Raw genomic sequence first — 19,304 nt, forward strand, 5'->3', positions numbered from 1 at the left:
GTTAAGTAACGCTCCTCCCAGCAACGCGGGGTCAGATACGGCCCATCCGGCGGCCCCGCATGGGCGCTAGGTGACCCCGCGTTGCTTTGGAGGCGGGGAGGACTACTCGATCGTGGCGTAGAGCGCGTTGAGCTCTGCGGTGAGTTGCCGGCGCAGCTCGGGGGTGCCGATTTCCTTGCCGTCGATGCGGTTGACGGGCGCCAGCAGCCGGATGCTGGAGATCAGCCAGACGGCGTCGGCGTCGTACAGGTCGCGGGGCTCCAGCGGGCCGTAGCCCAGCTCCCAGCCGGCGGCCTTGGCCGCGATGAACAGGGCACCCTGCGACGTGCCGGGCAGGATCCCGCTGTCCAGCTGGGGCGTGATCAGCCGCCGGACGGTGCGGACCCCGCCGGCGCCGTCGTCGGAGGTCTCCAGGTGCGCGAGCAACACGGTCGACGTCGGACCCTCCAGCACACGGCCGTCCGCGGAGGTGAAAATAACGTCGTCCGCACCCTGGGCATGCGCGTAGCGGAGCGCGGCCATGTTGACGGCGTAGGACAGAGTCTTGGCGCCCATGAGCAGCCACGGGGCCCGTTCCCCGATGTCGCTGTCGTAGCCGCGGTCCAGCAGGATGACGTCGACGCCGGTCTCGCGCTGGCGCCTCCCGGCGGACCCGGGGGCGGAGGCCTGGACCCAGCAGGTGGGCGTGCCCGCGCCTTCGACGCCGCGGGTCACGAGGAGCTTGACCACAAGCTCGTCGTCCTCGACGGTCCCGGCGCCCGGCACGTGCTGGCGCCGGAATTCGCCGATCGCCGTCGCGATGGCCCGGCGCCAGGTTTCCTCCGCCGGGATGTCCAGCTCCAGCAGCCGGGCCGACCCGGCCAGCCGGTCCAGGTGCGCCTGGAGCTTGCGGGGCTGCCCGCCCACCGCAAGCAGCGACTCGAAAACCCCGTCGCCGCGGGTGGCGCCCTGGTCCGTCGCCATCAGCTGCGGCCGGGTGGCATCGGCCAGCCGGCCGCCGTCGAATGCCGGATCCAGGAAGACCAGCACCGGGACAGGGGCGGGAGCGGCAGCAGGAGAAGTCATGGCTTCAGCTTAGTGCGGCTCACTGCGGCGGGCTGCGGGATAGGATTTGACCGTTGCCCGTTCCGGAACTGTCCCGCGGGTCTGGAACTTGAGGGGTTCGTCTGTGTTGTGGCCATTTTCCCTGACGGAAACTCTCCCGTCCTGGATGATTTTGATCCTGACCGTGGTTGACCTCGCCATCCGGGTCCTGGCCCTCGGCATCATCCCCGGAAACCGCCGTCCCACTACGGCTATGGCCTGGCTCCTGATCATCTTCTTCGTTCCGGCCGTCGGCCTGGTCCTCTTCCTGCTCTTCGGCAACTTCCGGCTCTCCCGCAAGCGCCGGGCGCAACAGGACGCCGTGAACACCCGGGTACGCGCCGGGGCCTCCGATCTGGCGATGGTGGAAAGCCGCTACGAGGGCCCGGAATGGGTGTCCTCGGCGGCGGAACTGAACAAGACGCTGGGCTCGCTGCCGATGGTGGACGGCAACCACGTGGAGCTCCTGCCCGGCTACCCGGACTCGATCAAGGCGATGGCGGCTGCCGTCCGGGAGGCGAAGTCGTTCGTCAACGCCGAGTTCTACATCCTGAGCTCGGACCACGTCACGGATGAGCTGTTGACCGAGATGGAGGCGGCGGCCGAACGCGGTGTCGAAGTCCGCGTCCTGTTCGACCACCTGGGGACCCTGCGCATCCAGGGCTACAGCAAGCTGATCGCCCGGCTCAAGGCCAGCAAGATCCGCTGGCGGCCCATGCTTCCGCTGCGGCCCGTGCACGGGCAATGGCGGCGGCCGGACCTGCGCAACCACCGCAAGATCATGGTGATCGACGGTGAGATCGCCTTTACCGGGTCGCAGAACCTGATCGAGCCCTCCTACAACAACTCCCGGCACCGCAAGATCGGCCGCGAGTGGGTCGAGCTGATGGCCTGCCTGCGCGGACCGATCGTCACCACGCTGAACGTCGTCTTCGCCACCGACTGGCTCAGTGAAACCGACGAATCCCTCGAGGGCCAGCTCGCGCACCGGCCCGAACTGCACGCCGGGAACGTCACCGCCCAGGTGGTGCCCAGCGGCCCCGGCTTCATCACTGAAAACAACCTGCGGCTCTTCAACACGCTGATTTACTCGGCGCAGCGCAAGATCTCGATCTGCAGCCCGTACTTCGTCCCCGATGATTCGCTGCTGTATGCGGTGACGACGGCGGCGCAGCGCGGGGTCGACGTCGAACTCTTCGTCTCCGAAAAGGGCGACCAGTTCCTGGTCCACCACGCCCAGCAGTCCTACTATGAGGCGCTGCTGGAAGCCGGGGTGCGGATTTACCTGTACAAGGCCCCGTTCGTGCTGCACGCCAAGCACTTCACCATCGACAACGAGGTGGCCGTGCTGGGCTCCAGCAACATGGATATGCGCTCCTTCTCGCTGAACCTTGAGGTCTCGGTGATGCTTCTGGGTGAGGACATCGTGCAGCGGATCAGCGCCGTCGAGGACACGTACCGGGACATTTCGCGCGAGTTGACGCTCCAGGACTGGATGAAGCGGCCGATGGGGGTCAAATACGTGGACAACGTCGCCCGGCTGACGGCGACCTTGCAGTAACCGGCATCAGCCGGGCGGGAACTCCGCGCCGAGCGCCGAGAGCACCCCGAAGGCTTTGGTGCGGATCTCCTCGTACTCCTCCTGCGGCGAGGAATCGGCGGTGATCGCCCCGCCGACGCCGAGGCTGAGCCCGGTGCCGCCCCCTGCCTGCTCGGTGAGGACGAGGGTGCGGATCGCGACCGCCAGGTCGGTCGCGCCGTTGAGCGAAAAATAGCCGATCGCGCCGGAGTACACCCCCCGGGGAGCGCCTTCGAGCCGGTCCAGGATGGCCATGGTGCTGACCTTGGGGGCGCCGGTCATGGAACCGGCCGGGAAGCAGGCCGCGACGGCTTCGGCCCGGGGCATCCCGGGCTTGAGCCGGGCATCGATGGTGCTCACCATCTGGTGGACCGTGGCGTAGCTTTCGATCGCGCAGAGCCGGCTGACCGACACCGAACCGGGCACCGCGAAATGGCTGAGGTCGTTGCGTAGCAGGTCCACAATCATGATGTTCTCGGCGCGGTCCTTCGGGGAGGACTCCAGGTCGTGGCGCAGCAGCGCGTCCCGTGCGGGGTCCGCGTCCCGGTGCCGGGTGCCCTTGATCGGCTCCGCGCGCATCCCGCCGTCGGCCGTGATCCGCAGGAAACGCTCCGGCGAGGTGCTCGCCACGGTGAGGTCCCCGAACCGCAGGTAGCTCGCGAACGGGGCGGGATTCCTGCGGCGCAGCGCCAGGTAGGCCTGCCGCGGGTCCAGGAAGCCGGCCGGCAGTTCCGCTGCCAGGGCGGTGGTCAGGCAGACCTCGTACGTGTTGCCTTCGGCGATCTCGTGCTGGGCCAGGGTGATTTTGGATTTATAGGCGGCTTCCGAATCCCGGGCGGCGAAGTCCGGGGCATGGCCGGGGGCGGATGGCTCGACGGCGCCGCTGCCGCCGGCTCCCGCCGGCACGGATGCTGCCGCGGTGGCCGCGTGGGCGGCCTCCAGCCAGTCGCCGGCGTCCGCGGTGTCCAGGGCCAGCAGCCAGACCGTGCCTTCAACATGGTCCAGCACCACCGCGCGGCCGGCAAAGAGCAGGCTGGCGTCGGGGGATTCGGCCGAGACGTCGCTGCCGCCGGTCTCACGTTTGAGTTCGTAGCCGAGGTAGCCCAGCCAGCCCAGGGTGAAATCGCAGGGGTAGTCATCCGGGGCGCGGAGGTCACTGCGGCCCCAGACCCCGTCGAGCCAGCGGAAGAACGGCCCCTCGGTCCTGACGCTGGCGTTACCGACGCTCACCCGGGTGGTGCCCGAGTTGTGCCGGACCGACTGGCCGAACGGGCCGCCGTCGTCCGCCAGGATGCTGAAGCGGCTGCGTTCCGCCGCGGCGCTGGCGTCCGGCGCGAGGGACGAGTCGAGCCAGACGGCGTTGGCTGAGCGGCCGAAGAGGGATTCGAACAGCCGGGCCGGGTCCGGCACGGCGTCGATCCGTTCGGCCCGGAGCTCGAGGCCGCGGCGGGCACCCACTTCGGGGAGGAGCGCCGGGGCCAGCGCCGGCAGGTATTGGAGGGCCTGCAGCACTTCCGCGGGAGCGGCGCCGTCAGCAAGGTTGAGCACCCGAATATCGGCGTGGGCGGGAACGTCGTCCTTGGAAAGCCAGGCCTGCTCCTGGGCGGCCCACTCATCCCAGTAGGGTTCGTAGCTTTCACCGTCGCGGGCCAGGGCCCTGCTGCGCCGGTCATGTTCGGGCGAATCCGCCCAGATGGCCGCGGCCAGGAAAGGACGGGCGGCCTCCGCGGCGGCCCCTACCCCCTCCACCAGGACAATTTCGGCGGGCTGGGTGGTGCGGGTGTCGCCGTCGTAGTGCGCGTTCCAGTCCCAGCTGACCCATTCGGCCGGATCGCCGCGGTGCAGCGGGGCCAGGACAGTCGAGACATAGCGTTCAATGCCTGCCGCGAGGCCGTTCCAGCCGGGGTAGATGTCCTCAAGATGGAAGAGGGAAACCTTGTGGTGCTCGCGGAGCCGTGCCGCCAGTTCGATCGACAGGGTGGTCTTGCCTGCGCCGGATCGTCCGTCGATGGCGATGATGACGGGTGCGGGACTCATGAAATAGAGCGTACCGGCTGCCCTGCATTGGGTTGATCACTGCCGGGTTGTTGCCCGTCCGGCCGTCGACGCCGGGCGAGCTCGGCCCGGACGTGCGCCACGATCCCGGGAAGCGCGGCGTGGATCAGGTTCCAGGTCAGGTCGAAGTCCGCGTGCCCGCCGTACCAGGGGTCTTCGATGCCCTGGTCCAGGGGGTCCTTGCCCGCGACGGCCGGGTCAAAGCTGCGCAGCATGCGGATCTTGGACAGCGACTCGCGGTCCGGTGCCGTCTGCTGCAGCCAGCCGAAATGGTCCACATCCAGGGCCAGGATGAGTTCGCGGTGCCGGAACCAGTCCGCCTCCCATTCGCGGGCCACGTGACGGTCCGAAGAGATGCTGTGGGCGTTGAGCTTGCGGGCGGCCCGCGGGTCAATCGGGCGGCCCACCTCATAGGCCGTGGTCCCGGCCGAGTCCACGACGGCGCCGGACAGGCCTTCGGCGGCGATGGCCTCCGCCAGCATCAGCTCGGCCATCGGGGACCGGCAGATGTTTCCGGTGCAGACCGCGATGATCCGGTACTGGCTCGACGTTGGGGTCATAGTGCAAGCATGAAGGATGCGGGTCCGCTTGGCTAGTTTCCGGGCATCGGATATTACAGATTTTGTCACACTGGTATCTCATGCTGTCACGATGAGTGCGGCGGGGCCTTTGCCCCTACCCGTCCAGGTGCGGACGGGGGAGCATGTCCCCATGACGCTGGGAACAAATGTGCCACCTCCGGTTTCTGCGGTAACTGCGGCGGCGCCTCGTTCGGCGGAAGCCCCGGACACTGTGTTGCGGACCCGGCGGTACGTGTTCGGTTTCTTCCCGCTGCTGGCGATGCTGATGGTGACCGCGCTCGTGGGGGCGGGGGCCGCATTGCTCGTGGCGCGTGCCACCGGCTGGGGCGCCGAGACCATCGTGAACCGGTACATCTCCGCGAACGGCGCGGTGTCCGATCACCCCGTGGACATCAAGGCTCTGCTGGCCGCCGCGCTTCCCGCCGTGGTGTCCGTGAAAGCCACGACGAGCCCGTCCAACCCCCTGCTGGACCCCAGCGGCGGCGGCCGGGTGATGGCGCAGGGGACCGGGATTGTCATTGGCAGCACCGGTGAGGTCATTACGAACGCGCACCTTGTCACCGGCGTGGTCAGCGGAGCCTCGGCCGTGACCGTGACGTTCCACGGCGGGGGCCAACACCCGGCACGGATCGTTGGCTCGGACTGCGGAAACGACCTGGCGCTGTTGAAGGTCAGTGGCGTGAAGAACCTGCCCGTGCTGGAGCTCGGGGACTCCCGATCCACGGTGCCCGGTGACCCTGTCATAGCCATCGGCTATGCGCTGGGCCTGGACGGCGGTCCGAGCGTCACCACCGGGATCATCTCAGCGACCGGACGGACGTCCGTCGCGGATACCGGCCTCGGCACCACCTGCAGACTGACAAACCTGCTCCAGACCGACGCCCCGATCAGCTCCGGCGACTCCGGCGGACCCTTGATCGACAGCGGCGGGCACGTGATCGGCGTCAACACCATGGTGGCCACACCCACCTCGCAGACGACGGTGAACGGGATCAGCTTCGCCATCGCGGCGGACACGGTGAAAGCGCTGCTCCCGAGCCTTCGCGCGGGTGGCTAGGAACCTAGGCGCCCCGGTTCCAGAGCGCCTTGCGGAGCAGCCCCTTCAGCTCGCCGACCTCAGCGTCGCTCAGGCCGGCCAGTGCTGCCGATTCAGCCTCCCGGGCGGCGGCCTCGGCCTGCCGGAACACTGAAGACCCCTCTGCCGTGGCCGAAACAATCTTTGCGCGCCGGTCCTGTTTCCCGGGCGCGCGCATCACGAGCCCGCGCTTCTCCAGCTCATCGATCAAGGCGACGATCTGGCTGGGATCCAGGCTGAGGAATTCGGCCATTTCCCGCTGCGTGGGCTCCAGATCGCTGTTGGCCAGGGCCAGGACCGAGTAGGAACGCTCCTTGAGGCCGAACCCGGCCAGCGCGCGGTTGTTCAGGACCGAGCCGGCGGCATGCAGTTTGGCCAGCAGGAAACCGGCGTCCTGGCTGATGGGGGCCGCCACAAGTTTCTCTGCCGGTTCGGTGCCCGGCGCATCATCAACATCGGTGGCCATATCCAACTCCAATAGTCCAAGAAATAAATCATTGACTTTTTCAACTATCCATAATTTCATGGATACAGAACAGCATCCCACGCCGCAGGGCCGGATGCACAAGGCAGCTAGCAAAGGAGCGGCAATGAGTCTGTCAGGAAAAGTAGCAATCGTCACGGGAAGCGGCCGGGGCCTCGGCCGGGCCTACGCCCGGGAGCTGGCCCGTCAGGGCGCCGCGGTCGTCGTCAATGATGTGGACGCCGCCGTCGCCGCCGAAGCGGTCCGGACCATCCAGTCCGACGGCGGCCGGGCCGCCGCCGTCGTCGCCCCGGTGGGCAGCTCCGAGGTTGCCAGGCAGCTCGTCCAGGCAGCCGTCACGGAGTTCGGCCGGCTGGACATCCTGGTCACCAACGCCGGCGTCCTGCGGGACAAGAGCCTGCTGAAGATGACGGACGACGACTTCGACGCAGTGATCAACGTCCACCTGCGCGGCACATTCACCTGCGCCCGGGAGGCCTTCGGCTACTTCAAGGAGCACGGCATCCCCGGCCGCATCATCACCATCGGCTCGCCGACCGGCCAGCGCGGCAACTTCGGCCAGACCAACTATGCTGCCGCCAAAGCCGGAATCGTGGGCATGGTCCGCACCTGGGCGCTGGAGATGAAGAAGGCCGGCGTCACGGCCAACGCTGTCATCCCGGTGGCAGCCACCGCCATGACTAAAACCGTCCCGTACTTCCAGAAGGCCGTCGAAGCCGACGAACGCGGCGAGGCCATGCCGGCCTTCTTCCGCCAGGACCTCGGCTTCGGCACAGCTGACGACGTCGCCGGGCTGGTGGCGTTCCTCGCCTCCGACGCGGCCTCCGGAATCACCGGCCAGGCGATCGGCGCCGGCGGCGACCGCTTGCAGGTCTGGACCCATCCCGAGGCAGCCGCCACCGAATACCGCGAAGGCGGCTGGGGCTACCAGGACCTCGTGGAGAACTTCACTGCCCTCTTCGGCGACAAGTTCCAGAGCGTGGGCGAGGAATTCCTGCCCCTGCCGGAAGAGCTGAAGCCCGAACCGGCCGAGGCCCGCTGACCATGGCCGCCGCCCGCTACGAACTCGGCATCGACGCCGCGAAGCTCGACGCAATCGACATGCACGTCCACCTCGAAGTGGACGGCCACGGCCACGAATCCCTGCCCGCCGCGCTCACCGAAGCCTCGGCCAAGTACTTCAAGGCCGAGGACCGGACGCCGTCGCTGGACCGGATCGCGGAGATCTACCGCGGACTGAACATGGCCGCCGTCGTCTTCACCGTCGACGCCCGCACCCAGCTCAAGCACGAGCCCAACAGCATCCCCGACCTCATTGCCGGGGCGGCGCGGAACAACGACGTGCTGATTCCGTTTGGCAGCGTTGACCCGCGCACCGGCCCCGAGGCTATCCAGGGCGCCAAGCACCAGGCCGTGGACCTGGGCGCGCGCGGGTTCAAGTTCCATCCGAGCCTGCAGGGCTTCGACCCCTCGAATGAGCAGTTCTACCCGCTGTGGGAAACCCTCCAGGACCTCGGCCTGCCAGCCATTTTCCACACTGGACAGAACGGCATGGGCGCGGGCCTCCCCGGCGGCTATGGCATCAAGCTGGCCTTCTCCAACCCGCTCCTGCTCGACGCCGTGGCGGCGGACTTCCCGGAGCTGCAGATCATCATGGCCCACCCCTCGGTGCCGTGGCAGGACGAGGCCAACTCGATCGCCACCCACAAGTCCAACGTCTTCATCGATCTGTCCGGCTGGTCCCCGAAGTATTTCCCGGAGTCGCTGGTTCGGATGGCCAACTCGGTGCTGCAGGACAAGGTGCTGTTCGGCACCGACTTCCCGCTGATTACCCCGCAGAAATGGCTGGGCGCCTTCGCGGACCTGCCGCTCAAGGACGAGGTCCGACCCAAAATCCTCAAGAACAACGCCGTGCGCCTGCTCGGGCTGGAGGGTTGAGATGAGCGTGGACACACCCGTCGCCGCCGCGCAGGAACGGCTCTACGGCATCTGCGACTTCTACGATGCCGAGTCCCTGCTCACCCCCGCCGAACGCCGGGTCCTGGGCCGGCTGCGCACCTTCCTGGATGAAGAGGCCCGGCCGGTGCTCGCCGACTACTGGGAGCGCGGCGAATTCCCGGACCAGCTGGCGCGGCCACTGATCGACTTGGACCTCATGGAGCCGGCCGAACTGACCGGCGCGCCGGGTGCAGGGCAGACTCCGGCAAGGGGGATCTACCAGGGGTTCCGGATTTTCGAACTGGCCCGGACTGACGCATCGCTTGCCACGTTCTACACTGCCCAGGCCGGACTGTTCCGGACCGCCATCCGGGTCGGTGCCTCGGCCGAACAGCAGGCCGAGTGGATGCCCAAGGTCATCGACTTCTCGCTCAAGGGGGTCTTCTCGCTGACCGAGCCGGAATCCGGCTCGGACATCGCCGGCGGTCTGGCCACCAGCGCCCGCCGGCAGGGGGACAGTTGGGTCATCAACGGCGCCAAACGCTGGATCGGGGGAGCGGCCACCGCCGATGTTCTCGCCGTGTTCGCCCGCGACGAGGCCGACGGGCAGGTTAAGGCCTTCCTCGTGGACCGCCAAGCGGCGGGCGTGACCCTACAGAAGATCCACGGCAAAACGGCCCTGCGGATGATGCAGAACGCTCACATCACCCTCGACGAGGTACGCGTCCCGGAGGCAATGCGCCTGCAGAACGTCAACTCCTTCCGCGACGTGGCCGCCATGTTGCGGGCCATGCGTTCCGACGTTGCCTGGATCGCGACCGGCATGGCCGCCGGCGCATTCGAAGCCGCGCTGCGCTACGTCACGCAGCGGGAGCAGTTCGGCCGGCCGCTGGGGTCCTTCCAGCTCGTCCAGGAGAAACTCGCCCGGATGCTCGGCAACGTCACCTCGGCCCTGTCCCTCGTGGTCCGGCTGACCGAGCAGCAGGCCAAAGGCATCTACCGGGACCAGGATTCGGCCCTCGCCAAGATGCAGACCGCCCTGCTGATGCGCGAAACCGTGGCGCTGGCCCGCGAAGTGGTGGGCGGTAACGGCATCACTCTCGAGACCGACGTCGCCCGGTTCCATGCCGACGCCGAAGCCGTCTATTCCTATGAGGGAACGCACGAAATCAACGCCCTGATTATCGGACGCGCCCTTACCGGCCACAGCGCTTTCACCCACTGACCCTTCACTCCACCGATTCAGGCGGGACCGCCCACCCGGGTCCCGCCGTCGTCCCTTTCCATCCACCATCACTAGGAGCCCAAGTTGCCCAACCTCGTCGTCGACTTCGACAAACTACTCACCCTCGCCGGCACCGATCTCGGCGTCACCGAGTACCGCGAAATCACCCAGGAACAAATCAACAAGTTCGCCGATGCCACCGGCGATGACCAGTGGATCCACTTGGACCCGGAACGCGCCAAGGACGGCCCCTTCGGCGCCCCGATCGCGCACGGCTTCCTCACCCTCTCACTCATCATCCCGTTCTGGGGTGAGTTGTTCGACGTCGACGGCGTCACCACCAAGGTCAACTACGGACTCGACAAGGTCCGCTTCACCTCCCCGGTCAAAGTGGGCTCGCGCATCCGCATGCGGGCCACCATTGCCGAGGTCACCGAGGTCAAGGGCGGCGCTCAGATCAAAGTGGCCAACACAATCGAGATCGAAGGCCAGGAACGCCCTGCCGTCGTGGCCGAATTCCTCGCCCGCTTCTACAAGTAGGCCGCGTCCCGGCCGTCTCCGTCAGCAGGCCCACCCACCATCCCTTCTGCCCCAAGGAACAACGATGTCCCAGATCTCGCAGTTGCAGGCCATGGACGCGGCTACGCGTCGCCGTGAAGCACGGACCGTCATCGCCTCCAGCTATCTCGGCAGCACCATCGAGTATTACGACTTCCTGCTCTACGCCACGGCCGCAGCCGTGGTCTTTCCCAAGGTGTTCTTCACCGGCATGGACGAGTGGGTGGGCGTTGTCGCCGCCTACGGCACGTTCGCCGCCGGCTACGTGGCGCGGCCCGTCGGCGGCATCATCTTCGGCCACTTCGGGGACAGGCTCGGCCGCAAGAACATGCTGATCGTCTCCATGCTGGTCATGGGCATCGCCTCCACCCTGATCGGGCTGGTGCCCGGCGCCGCAGTGGCCGGAGCCTGGGGTGCCGTGATGCTTGTGTTCCTCCGCGTCTGCCAGGGCATCGCCGTGGGCGGGGAGTGGGGCGGCGCCGCCCTCATGGCGCTGGAGCACTCGGAATCGGGCAAGCGCGGCTTCGCGGCCTCGTTCGTCAACGCCGGCGCCCCCACCGGCGCGGTGCTGGGCACCCTTGTCATGGGTGCCTTCGCGGCCCTGCCCAACGAGCAGTTCCTGGCCTGGGGCTGGCGCGTGCCGTTCCTGCTGTCCTTCGTCCTGCTGGGGGTCGGCATGTTTGTCCGGCTCAAGGTCTCCGAAAGCCCCATCTTCAAGGCGGCACTGGAACAGGAAAAGGCGGAGCAGGAAGCGGCGCCCGTCCGGCGAGAGATCCCCCTCCTGCAGGTCCTCCGCCGGCCCAAGACCCTCATTTTCACCATGCTGGCCGGTGCGGCGGGCTTCGGGCTGCAGGTTGTTATGGCGACGTTCTCCGTCACCTACGCCGTGTCCAAGGGCGCCGACCGGCAGGGCGTGCTGTACGCCTTCGCCGCAGCTTCCTTCGTGTCCATCATCTTTGTGGTCATGGGCGGCCGGCTCTCCGACAAGCTCGGCCGGCGGCCTGTGATGATCGGCGGACTGGTGCTCTTCATCCTCTACCTCACGCCGATGTTCCAGCTCCTGGCCTCGAACAACATCGGGCTGGTCTTCGTGGCCTTCGCGATCGGCCTCATGATCCACTCCACCCTGTTCGGCCCGCTTGCCGCCTTCGTGTCCGAGCAGTTCGGCACCACCTCCCGCTACACCGGCGCCTCGCTCGGCTACCAGCTCGCCACGCTGCTCGGCGCCGGGTTCACGCCGGCCATCGTGGCCCAGATCTTCAAGGATTCCGGACAGAACACGGCATCCGTCATCGCGTACCTGGCCATCATGTCCGTCGTGTCGATCGTGTTCATCCTGTTGACGCGCGAGCCCAAGAACAACGATCTGACCACTGTCGGGTCCTAAACCGGCCCGCTGGCGCTACCGTCTAACTAGAAAGGATTTTGTCGTGGAGAATTTTGGCATCGGCTCGTGGCTGCAACGGCGCCGCCCGAAGTCGGGCATCAAGACCGCCGTCATCGCAGGGGACAGGGAGCTCAGCTACGAGCAGTTCGCGGACCGTTCCGCCCGGCTCGCCAACGCCTTACGGGACCGCGGCGTCGCCAAGGGCGACCGCGTGGCCTACCTCGGCGAGAACGATCCGGCTTTCCTTGAGACCCTGTTCGCCGCGGGACTCGCCGGCGCGGTCTTCGTTCCGCTGAACACCCGGCTCGCGCCGCCGGAAATCCAGTTCCAGCTCCTGGACAGCGGGGCTGTCCTGCTGGTCCATTCGGCGGCGCTCGCGGGGCTCGCGGAGCGCGGCTCGGCGGGGACCGCGGTGGGTGGGCGGGTCGTCGTCGACGATTCAACAGTGCCCGACGAATCAGTGCCCGGCGGCGGCACTAACGGCAGCGGAATTGTCGGCGGCGGTGCTGCCCAGGGAACCGCCGTGGAGGCTTTTGAGGCCGTGATCGCCTCCGGCGCGGCGCTGCCCCCGGATGAGTCCGTCGGCCTGGATGACGCCGCCATGATCCTCTACACCTCCGGAACGACGGGAAACCCGAAGGGGGCGCTCCTGACGCATGGCAACATCACGTGGAACTGCTTTAACGTGCTGGTCGACTTCGACTTTGCCTCCTCCGATGTGGCCCTGATGATCTCCCCGATGTTCCACGTCGCCTCCCTGGACATGGGCGTCCTGCCCACTCTCCTGAAGGGTGGCACCGTGGTCCTGGAGGCCAAGTTCGATCCCCGCCGGACCCTGGAGCTGATCGAGCGGCACCGTGCAACGACCATCAGCGGGGTGCCCACCACCTACCAGATGCTGTGTGAGCATCCGGACTGGGACCACACGGACCTTAGTTCGCTGAACAAACTGACGTGCGGCGGCTCCGCCGTGCCGATGCGGGTTCTGGAGGCCTACGAACGGCGCGGCCTGCGGTTCTCCAACGGTTACGGCATGACCGAGACGGCGCCCGGCGCCACCACGCTGCCCGCCGCCCGGTCCCTGGACAAGGCGGGGTCCTCGGGGCTGCCGCATTTCTTCACCGATGTCCGGGTGGCCGATCCTCTGGACCCGGCGGCGGGCTCCGCCGCGCCCGGAACGGTGGGGGAGCTCCAGATCAAGGGTCCCAACGTCATCCACCAGTACTGGAACCGGCCCGATGCCTCCGCAGATTCCTACACCCCGGACGGCTGGTTCAAGTCCGGTGACATGGGCTACAAGGACGCGGACGGTTTCGTTTTCATCTCCGACCGGCTCAAGGACATGATCATCTCCGGCGGGGAGAACATCTACCCGGCCGAGGTGGAGCAGGCGATCGCCGAGCTCGACGCCGTCGGAAGCGTCGCGGTGATCGGCGTGCCGGACGAGAAGTGGGGCGAGGTGCCGCGGGCCGTGGTGCTGCTGCGCGAGGGGGCGGGGCTGACCGAAGAGCAGCTGCGCGCCCACCTGGAGGGCAGGCTCGCGCGCTACAAGATACCCAAGTCCGTGGTCTTTGTGGCAGAAATGCCCCGAACCGCTAGCGGAAAGATCCGGAAGGCGGATCTTCGAAAACTGACGTCCGGCGCCGTCTGACGGGCCCGCGGGCGGTATCTGGCGCCAGGAAGCGCTGCCGCGGCGCCTAGTGGATCGCGGCCAGCAGGACGCCGACGGCCATAAACAGCACACCGAACGTGCGGTTGAGGATCAGCTGGCCGCGGGCGTCGTGGGTGAAGCGCTGGAAGGACTTGGCCGCCGCCGCGAAGAAGAACCACATGACCAGAATGTCGATCACGATCACGGTCGCGGACAGGACCAGGTACTGCGGCAGCAGCGGCTGCTCGGGCCGGATGAACTGCGGCATGAAAGCCAGGAAGAAGACCACGGCCTTGGGATTGAGCAGGTTGACCCACAGGCCGCGGCGGAACATGGAGAAGGCCGGCTCGTTGCGCAGCGCGGCGGCCTTCTCCTGGTCCAGGTCCGGTTTATGCAGGAACTGCCGGATGCCCAGGTAAACCAGATAGGCGGCGCCGGCGTAGCGGATCACGTTGAACGCGAGCGGCGAGCTCGCCACCAGCACCCCGACGCCGAGGGCCACGATCACGATGTGCACCACCAGCGCGGCCTGCTGGCCCAGGATGCCCCAGATGGAACGCCGGAAGCCGGAATTCAGGGAATTGCTCATGGTGTTGATGGCGCCCGCACCGGGCGTGAAGCTGATCAGGACGCCGGCGCCCGCCAGGGCCAGCCACAGGGAGGGTTGCACCGGTTCAGTTTACGGTCCCTGCGCCGGCCGGTTCGCTTGATGACGACGGCGGCCGCGGCCGCGCCTGACGCCCGCAGTCAGCCCTCGCGCAGACCGTAACTGAGAATCATGTTGCCCTTGCTGGTCTGCTCGGACGATTGCAGCTCAAGCCGGGTGAGGGGATCGCCGTCGTTGAAGAGCCGCCGGCCGCTGCCCGCGATCACCGGATGGACGATCAGCATCAGATTGTCCAGCAGACCGGCGAACAGCAACTGGCGGACCAGCGAGATGCTACTGAAGACCCCGATGTCGCCGCCGTCGCCCTTTTTCAGGTCCGCGAAGAAGCCCTCCAGCGGGCCTTCGATCAGCCGCGAATTCTGCCACTCCAGGTTTCCGGCCAGGGTCCGGGAAGCCACATATTTGGGCAGCGGGTTGATAAACCCCCCGAAATCGGCGTCCGTGTCGGCCCTCGGCCAGTAGTCCGCCCATTGCTGGTACCCGACCCTGCCCAGGAGTCCGGTATCGATCCGGCCCATCATCTGACCCATCCCCGCCCCGAGTTCCTCGTCGAAGCTGTCGAACTGCCAGCGGAACGGGTCTTCAACCACACCATCCACGGAACTGAACAGGCCGGCCGTCACGTTGCGCATCGTTTCTCCTCGCCGCTGGGTCTTTTAGAGCACCCTAGCGGCACACCGGAGGGTAGGGAATGGCTGGTTGAAATCCGGAGCAGCCGCAGGCCCGCTGGGGGCCCCGCTGTCTCATCCCTGCTGTTCCGCGTCTGAAAGGGGCTCCAGCACCAGGGGTGGCTACTATTGCGACTGTGAACCTGCGCCGCGCGTTATCCCTCCTGCTGTTCCTGCTTCTGGTCCCAACGTTCGCGGCAGTTTCCGGTGCATCGGCGCAGGCCAGCGGGCCAGGCCCGATTTTCGACGCGGCTGAAGCGGCGGACCGCGAGCCTGCTGCGGAGGCGGGCACCGGGCCGGCGTGGGGGGTGCAGCTTGACTGGTCGACGGACTCGGCCGCCCAGTATGCGCGGCGCCTGGGGAAACCGGCGGCTCTCTACGCCCATGAATTGTCGATGCCCGTTCGGGAGGACGAAAAGAGATTCATCCCGCAGTTCCTGGGACAGGCGGGGTCCGCAGGCGCCGATGCGTTGATCACCGTTAATCCGCGCGTTCCCTTGGCGCAGGTCGACACGGTGACCTCAGCTGAGCTGGCGCAGGAAATCAAAGTGATGGCCGACGGGTTCAAGGGCCAGCTTTACATCCGATTCGCCCCCGACATGAATGCGGGCTGGACGGCCTGGGGCCAAAAGCCGGTTGAGTACATTGGGGCATTTCGTGCCGTGGCTGCCGCCATGCGCGGAGAGCTGGACGAGCCGTTGATGGTCTGGTCGCCGTTCCAGGGAAGGGGCTACCCGTTCGTCCAGGCACCGGACGCTGCGCAGCCCGGCAGCCCGGGCTTCGAGGCATTGGACACGAATTCCGACGGCGTCTGGAACCTTGCGGACGCGGCCTACGCGCCCTACTACCCCGGGGACGACGCGGTGGACTGGGTCGGGTTGTCCGCGTTCCATGACGACTCAGCCGGCGGGCCGCCGGTCAACACTCTCCCTGCCGTGGACGGTCTTACCCGCATGCTGGGACCCGCGCAGCCGGTGCAGACCGCGGTGGACTCAAACTTTTACGCCAGCTATGCCGTGGACAGGGCCAAGCCCCTGCTGCTGGAAACGGGGGCCTTCTACAGCCCGGCCAGCGGCGGACCCGCGGAAGAAGACATTAAAAGTGCCTGGCTGAGCCAGGTACTTTCTTCCCCGGTCTCCGGATATAACCACATTCGGGCAGTGCTGTGGAACGAAACAGTTGAGCTGCGCGTATCCGGTGAGGTGGCCATCGACTGGCGCCTGACGGCGGACCCGGGCACCACCTCGACGCTGGCCAACGGGCTGGAGGGGTCCCACTTCCTGACGGGCACCGCGGCGACGGGCGAGGGTGGAAACGCTGCCAACAGCGCATCGGGCGGCAAAATAATCTCCGGTGGCTGGGCGTGGCTGGCTGCTGCGGCGGGTCTGGCGCTGGCCACCGTGTTATGGGTGCTCCCTTTCCGCTGGGCGGCGGCACGGTCGTGGGCCTACCAGGATGAGAACGTCAGGGACCGGCGCGTGGACATGCTGCGCGGCATGGCGATCCTGTTTGTGGTGGTGAACCACGTTGGCCTCACCTCGTTGTTCCAGTTGCTGACCCAGGAAACGATTGGCGCGGTGTCCGGTGCGGAATTCTTTGTCCTGCTCTCCGGGGCGGTACTGGGCATGGTCTACGGGCCAAGGGTCAGGGACAACCTCGGGGACGTGGTGGACAAAACAACCGGCCGGTCCTGGAAGCTCTACGTGACCGCCCTGACCGTCGTCATGACGGTCTTTGTCATCAGTCTCATCCCGCTGATCCAGAGCTCGGTACTGACCGCCTTCACTGACGAAGGGACCGGTGCTGTGGGCTCGGCGGCGGCGGGCCGCAGCTATGACCTGTATTCGGGGGTGGAGGGGCTGCTGCAGTTCCCGGTCCCGGCCTGGCTGATCCCGAAAATCCTGCTGCTGGAGTTCGGCCCGTGGCAGTTCAACATCATGGGCCTGTACGTTGTGCTCCTGCTCCTCAGCCCCCTGATCCTGTGGGCGCTGTCCCGCAAGCTGGCATGGCTGGTTCTGCTGGTGAGCGGAGCCCTTTACACGGTGGGGGCACTGTCCCGGATCCGTGTCCTGCCCTCCCAGTTCGAAGATTCCTTTCCCTTGCTGGTCTGGCAGGTCCTCTTTGTCGTTGGCCTGACCGCAGGCTACAACCGCCGGCCCCTCGTGGAGTGGTTTTCCCGCCACAAGAGTGTGCTGGCCTTCTGCACGCTGCTGACAGTACTCTTCGCACTGTTTGCCTGGTCCAACCCCTACCTGTCCAACGCCTACGATGTCCGCCTCGCCCTGCTGCCGGATGCCCTGCATCAGACGCTCTACAGCGGCTATTTCGGACGGACCTATCTTGGCGCCGGACGGCTGCTCAATGTCCTGCTGGTGGTCATCACCGCCTACACCCTCCTGACCGCCTACTGGAAGCTGCTGGAACGGGCTCTGGGCTGGTTCCTGATCCCGTTGGGGCAGGCCACCTTGTACGTCTTCATCATCCACGTGTTCCTGATCCTGGCCCTGGCCAACATCCCTGCGCTGCAGCTGGGCAACATCTGGCTGAACACCGGCGCCTATGTGCTGGTGCTGGGTCTGGTGTGGGCGATGGTCAAGACCAAGTTTTTGTTCCGGATCATCCCCCGCTGACCCGGCCCTGCCCGAGAAGTATCCTGCCCGCCACGGCGAGCAGGGACAGCCCGCCTGGCGGGAGGCTGCGACGCAGTCAACCGCACGGCTTTAGTCCCATCCTGCGCAACGCCGGGGGCCGGACCGCCGCCAGCAACCCCGGGGCCCCCGGGACGGGCTGCCCGTTGCGCCGGTCAACGTGAGCGTGCTGGTGACTGAGAACCAAGGCAGGGGGGCCTCCGCCAGCGTGACGCTCCCCGCGCTGCCGGATTAGGCGGCCGCCTCGCCCGGAGCACGTCAGGCCCGGGCGATCACCTCGCCGTTGGGGATCAGGAACCAGCCGTCGTCCGTGGAACCCCAGCGGTGCCAGCCGGCTGAAATCCGGGCCAGATCGGCGGCGTTGGCGAAGCCGTACTCGAGCGCCTGGTCCGCGAACGCAGAATGTAGCACGCGTTCGCCCCAGACCCGGGCCTGCCAGCGGCGCTGCTGGCCGGTGGCGTAGAGCCAGTTGCTGCTGGTGGGGGCGACGTCGGTGAACCCGGCGGACTGGGCCCAGGAGACCAGGCGGCGGCCGGCGTCGGGTTCGGCGCCGTTGCGTCGTGCGATCCGCTGGTACAGCTCCATCCATTCATCCAGCTCGGGGACGGCGGGGTACCAGCTCATGCCGTGGAAATCGGCGTCGCGTACGGCCACGATGCCGCCGGGCTTGGCGACGCGGCGCATTTCCCGCAGGGCAGCGACCGGGTCCGTGAGGTGCTGCAGCACCTGGTGCGCGTGGACGACGTCGAACGTTTCGTCCTCGAAGTCGAGGTCGTAGATGTTTCCGGCGACAAACTCGACGTTCTGCACGCCGCGCTCGGCCGCGAGGGCCGCCGCGTGGCTGATCACCTCGGGCGAGCGGTCCAGTCCGGTGACCTTCCCGGGGAAGACGAGCGCGGCGAAATCGCACGTGATGCTGCCCGGTCCGCAGCCGACGTCGAGCACCGAAACCCCGGGAGCCAGGTGCGGGATCACAAACGCCGCGGAGTTCTCCGCCGTCCGGGAGGCGTGGGCGCGGACCACCGACTCGTGGTGGCCGTGGCTGTACACATCGTCAGGCTGCTGCGCACTCATAAGGAAACGCTACCGCTTCGCGCCGGCAAATCCGCGAAGCGGCGGGAAGCAACCGGCAAGAGGGCAGGATTTCGCGTGTGGCGGGTATCGCCGTCAGGACCCCCGGAAACGCCAACTACTGCGGTGCCGTTGCTGACGGTGCCGTCTGCTGCGCCGCCTCCTGCCCGGCCCTGATCGTGGCATCGATCATCGAGGACATGAACCGGGTGGCGATCTCCAGTTCCTCCGGCGTGAATTCGGCCATCGCGGTAGCCATGTGGCGGGCCAGCGGCTGGAACATGGCGCCGCCGTCGCGGTAGGCCTTGGGGGTCATCCGGAGCTGGACCTGACGGCGGTCCGTGCCCTGCCGTTCGCGGACCACGTGGCCGGAGTTGTGGAGCCGGTCGATCAGCGCCGTCGTGGCAGGTGAGCTCAGGTGGAGTTCCTTGCGGAGTACGCCGGGCGTGACGATCTGGTTCCTCGCGGTGTGCTGCATGATCACGGCCAGGGCATTGAGGTCTGTCCGGTGCATGTCGTTCCGGCCGCCGGCGGAATCCACATAGCGGTTGGCCTCCAGGCTGAACTCCTGCAACAGCCGGACCAACGGCGGCGGCCCGGGAGATTCCGGGCGTCCCGAGGGATCAATTGTCAC

At 67.2% G+C, this 19,304-nt stretch carries 17 protein-coding genes; 9 read left to right on the forward strand and 8 right to left on the reverse strand.

Annotated elements, in window-relative coordinates; all coding sequences use genetic code 11:
• Positions 1-102 precede the first annotated feature (102 nt).
• Entirely contained in the window at positions 103-1,065 is a 963-nt protein-coding gene (locus ABIB29_RS14925) for an aminodeoxychorismate lyase (protein ID WP_354173586.1), read from the reverse strand.
• A gap of 145 nt (positions 1,066-1,210) precedes the next feature.
• Here ABIB29_RS14925 and cls point away from each other — a divergent pair, with 145 nt between their 5' ends.
• The gene (gene cls / locus ABIB29_RS14930; protein ID WP_354173587.1) at positions 1,211-2,644 is read left to right on the forward strand and encodes a cardiolipin synthase; all 1,434 of its coding nucleotides are present in this window, start codon (positions 1,211-1,213) and stop codon (positions 2,642-2,644) included.
• A 6-nt stretch (positions 2,645-2,650) separates the two neighbouring features.
• Here the strand turns inward: cls and pabB are convergent, their stop codons facing one another.
• Both pabB and ABIB29_RS14940 read right to left on the reverse strand, forming a co-directional pair.
• The gene (gene pabB / locus ABIB29_RS14935) at positions 2,651-4,699 is read right to left on the reverse strand and encodes an aminodeoxychorismate synthase component I (RefSeq protein WP_354173588.1); all 2,049 of its coding nucleotides are present in this window, start codon (positions 4,697-4,699) and stop codon (positions 2,651-2,653) included.
• Positions 4,696-5,277, reverse strand: coding sequence for a low molecular weight protein-tyrosine-phosphatase (locus ABIB29_RS14940; protein WP_354173589.1), 582 nt, complete (start codon positions 5,275-5,277; stop codon positions 4,696-4,698). Before ABIB29_RS14940 ends, pabB begins: the two co-directional genes overlap by 4 nt.
• A 151-nt stretch (positions 5,278-5,428) precedes the next feature.
• Here ABIB29_RS14940 and ABIB29_RS14945 point away from each other — a divergent pair, with 151 nt between their 5' ends.
• Positions 5,429-6,355, forward strand: a complete 927-nt coding sequence (locus tag ABIB29_RS14945) for a S1C family serine protease (RefSeq protein WP_354173590.1) — start codon at positions 5,429-5,431, stop codon at positions 6,353-6,355.
• A gap of 4 nt (positions 6,356-6,359) precedes the next feature.
• Here ABIB29_RS14945 and ABIB29_RS14950 read toward each other — a convergent pair whose 3' ends face one another.
• Positions 6,360-6,839 (reverse strand): MarR family winged helix-turn-helix transcriptional regulator, encoded by a 480-nt coding sequence (locus ABIB29_RS14950; protein ID WP_354173591.1) that lies wholly within the window; start codon positions 6,837-6,839, stop codon positions 6,360-6,362.
• Positions 6,840-6,963: 124 nt separating this feature from the next.
• Between ABIB29_RS14950 and ABIB29_RS14955 the strand changes: the two genes are divergently transcribed.
• The 6 genes from ABIB29_RS14955 (at position 6,964) to ABIB29_RS14980 (ending at position 13,616) form a co-directional block, all read left to right on the forward strand.
• On the forward strand, positions 6,964-7,899 hold the full coding sequence (locus tag ABIB29_RS14955) for an SDR family oxidoreductase (RefSeq protein WP_354173592.1): 936 nt from the start codon (positions 6,964-6,966) through the stop codon (positions 7,897-7,899).
• 2 nt (positions 7,900-7,901) lie between these two features.
• Positions 7,902-8,795 carry an amidohydrolase family protein gene (locus ABIB29_RS14960; RefSeq protein WP_354173593.1) on the forward strand — a complete coding sequence of 298 codons (894 nt, stop codon included), beginning with the start codon at positions 7,902-7,904 and terminating at the stop codon, positions 8,793-8,795.
• 1 nt (position 8,796) lies between these two features.
• On the forward strand, positions 8,797-10,020 hold the full coding sequence (locus tag ABIB29_RS14965; protein WP_354173594.1) for an acyl-CoA dehydrogenase family protein: 1,224 nt from the start codon (positions 8,797-8,799) through the stop codon (positions 10,018-10,020).
• 84 nt (positions 10,021-10,104) lie between these two features.
• Positions 10,105-10,560, forward strand: a complete 456-nt coding sequence (locus tag ABIB29_RS14970; protein ID WP_354173595.1) for a MaoC family dehydratase — start codon at positions 10,105-10,107, stop codon at positions 10,558-10,560.
• Between the two features lie 64 nt (positions 10,561-10,624).
• The gene (locus ABIB29_RS14975; RefSeq protein WP_354173596.1) at positions 10,625-11,965 is read left to right on the forward strand and encodes an MFS transporter; all 1,341 of its coding nucleotides are present in this window, start codon (positions 10,625-10,627) and stop codon (positions 11,963-11,965) included.
• A gap of 43 nt (positions 11,966-12,008) precedes the next feature.
• The gene (locus tag ABIB29_RS14980; RefSeq protein WP_354173597.1) at positions 12,009-13,616 is read left to right on the forward strand and encodes an acyl-CoA synthetase; all 1,608 of its coding nucleotides are present in this window, start codon (positions 12,009-12,011) and stop codon (positions 13,614-13,616) included.
• A gap of 46 nt (positions 13,617-13,662) precedes the next feature.
• Here ABIB29_RS14980 and ABIB29_RS14985 read toward each other — a convergent pair whose 3' ends face one another.
• A complete protein-coding gene (locus ABIB29_RS14985; RefSeq protein WP_354173598.1) occupies positions 13,663-14,286 on the reverse strand; it encodes a LysE family transporter in 624 nt (207 codons plus the stop codon).
• Positions 14,287-14,363: 77 nt separating this feature from the next.
• Positions 14,364-14,915, reverse strand: coding sequence for a dihydrofolate reductase family protein (locus tag ABIB29_RS14990; protein ID WP_354173599.1), 552 nt, complete (start codon positions 14,913-14,915; stop codon positions 14,364-14,366).
• Between the two features lie 173 nt (positions 14,916-15,088).
• Here ABIB29_RS14990 and opgC point away from each other — a divergent pair, with 173 nt between their 5' ends.
• Positions 15,089-17,581, forward strand: a complete 2,493-nt coding sequence (gene opgC / locus ABIB29_RS14995; RefSeq protein ID WP_354173600.1) for an OpgC domain-containing protein — start codon at positions 15,089-15,091, stop codon at positions 17,579-17,581.
• 276 nt (positions 17,582-17,857) lie between these two features.
• Here opgC and ABIB29_RS15000 read toward each other — a convergent pair whose 3' ends face one another.
• Positions 17,858-18,673 carry a class I SAM-dependent methyltransferase gene (locus ABIB29_RS15000; protein ID WP_354173601.1) on the reverse strand — a complete coding sequence of 272 codons (816 nt, stop codon included), beginning with the start codon at positions 18,671-18,673 and terminating at the stop codon, positions 17,858-17,860.
• A gap of 115 nt (positions 18,674-18,788) precedes the next feature.
• Positions 18,789-19,304, reverse strand: a complete 516-nt coding sequence (locus ABIB29_RS15005) for a MarR family winged helix-turn-helix transcriptional regulator (protein ID WP_354173602.1) — start codon at positions 19,302-19,304, stop codon at positions 18,789-18,791.

It is taken from the genome of Arthrobacter sp. UYEF36, from assembly GCF_040547025.1.
In the GTDB taxonomy this organism is placed as follows: Bacteria; Actinomycetota; Actinomycetes; order Actinomycetales; family Micrococcaceae; genus Arthrobacter.

Excerpts from the sequence above, each read along its gene's own strand:
- ABIB29_RS14955 (WP_354173592.1), top strand. The coding sequence starts at position 6,964 with ATGAGTCTGTCAGGAAAAGTAGCAATCGTCACGGGAAGCGGCCGGGGC.
- ABIB29_RS14945 (WP_354173590.1), top strand. The coding sequence starts at position 5,429 with ATGACGCTGGGAACAAATGTGCCACCTCCGGTTTCTGCGGTAACTGCG.
- cls (WP_354173587.1), top strand. The coding sequence starts at position 1,211 with ATGATTTTGATCCTGACCGTGGTTGACCTCGCCATCCGGGTCCTGGCC.
- ABIB29_RS14960 (WP_354173593.1), top strand. The coding sequence starts at position 7,902 with ATGGCCGCCGCCCGCTACGAACTCGGCATCGACGCCGCGAAGCTCGAC.
- ABIB29_RS14925 (WP_354173586.1), bottom strand. The coding sequence starts at position 1,065 with ATGACTTCTCCTGCTGCCGCTCCCGCCCCTGTCCCGGTGCTGGTCTTC.
- ABIB29_RS15000 (WP_354173601.1), bottom strand. The coding sequence starts at position 18,673 with ATGAGTGCGCAGCAGCCTGACGATGTGTACAGCCACGGCCACCACGAG.
- ABIB29_RS14940 (WP_354173589.1), bottom strand. The coding sequence starts at position 5,277 with ATGACCCCAACGTCGAGCCAGTACCGGATCATCGCGGTCTGCACCGGA.
- ABIB29_RS14975 (WP_354173596.1), top strand. The coding sequence starts at position 10,625 with ATGTCCCAGATCTCGCAGTTGCAGGCCATGGACGCGGCTACGCGTCGC.
- pabB (WP_354173588.1), bottom strand. The coding sequence starts at position 4,699 with ATGAGTCCCGCACCCGTCATCATCGCCATCGACGGACGATCCGGCGCA.
- ABIB29_RS14990 (WP_354173599.1), bottom strand. The coding sequence starts at position 14,915 with ATGCGCAACGTGACGGCCGGCCTGTTCAGTTCCGTGGATGGTGTGGTT.
- ABIB29_RS14950 (WP_354173591.1), bottom strand. The coding sequence starts at position 6,839 with ATGGCCACCGATGTTGATGATGCGCCGGGCACCGAACCGGCAGAGAAA.
- ABIB29_RS14965 (WP_354173594.1), top strand. The coding sequence starts at position 8,797 with ATGAGCGTGGACACACCCGTCGCCGCCGCGCAGGAACGGCTCTACGGC.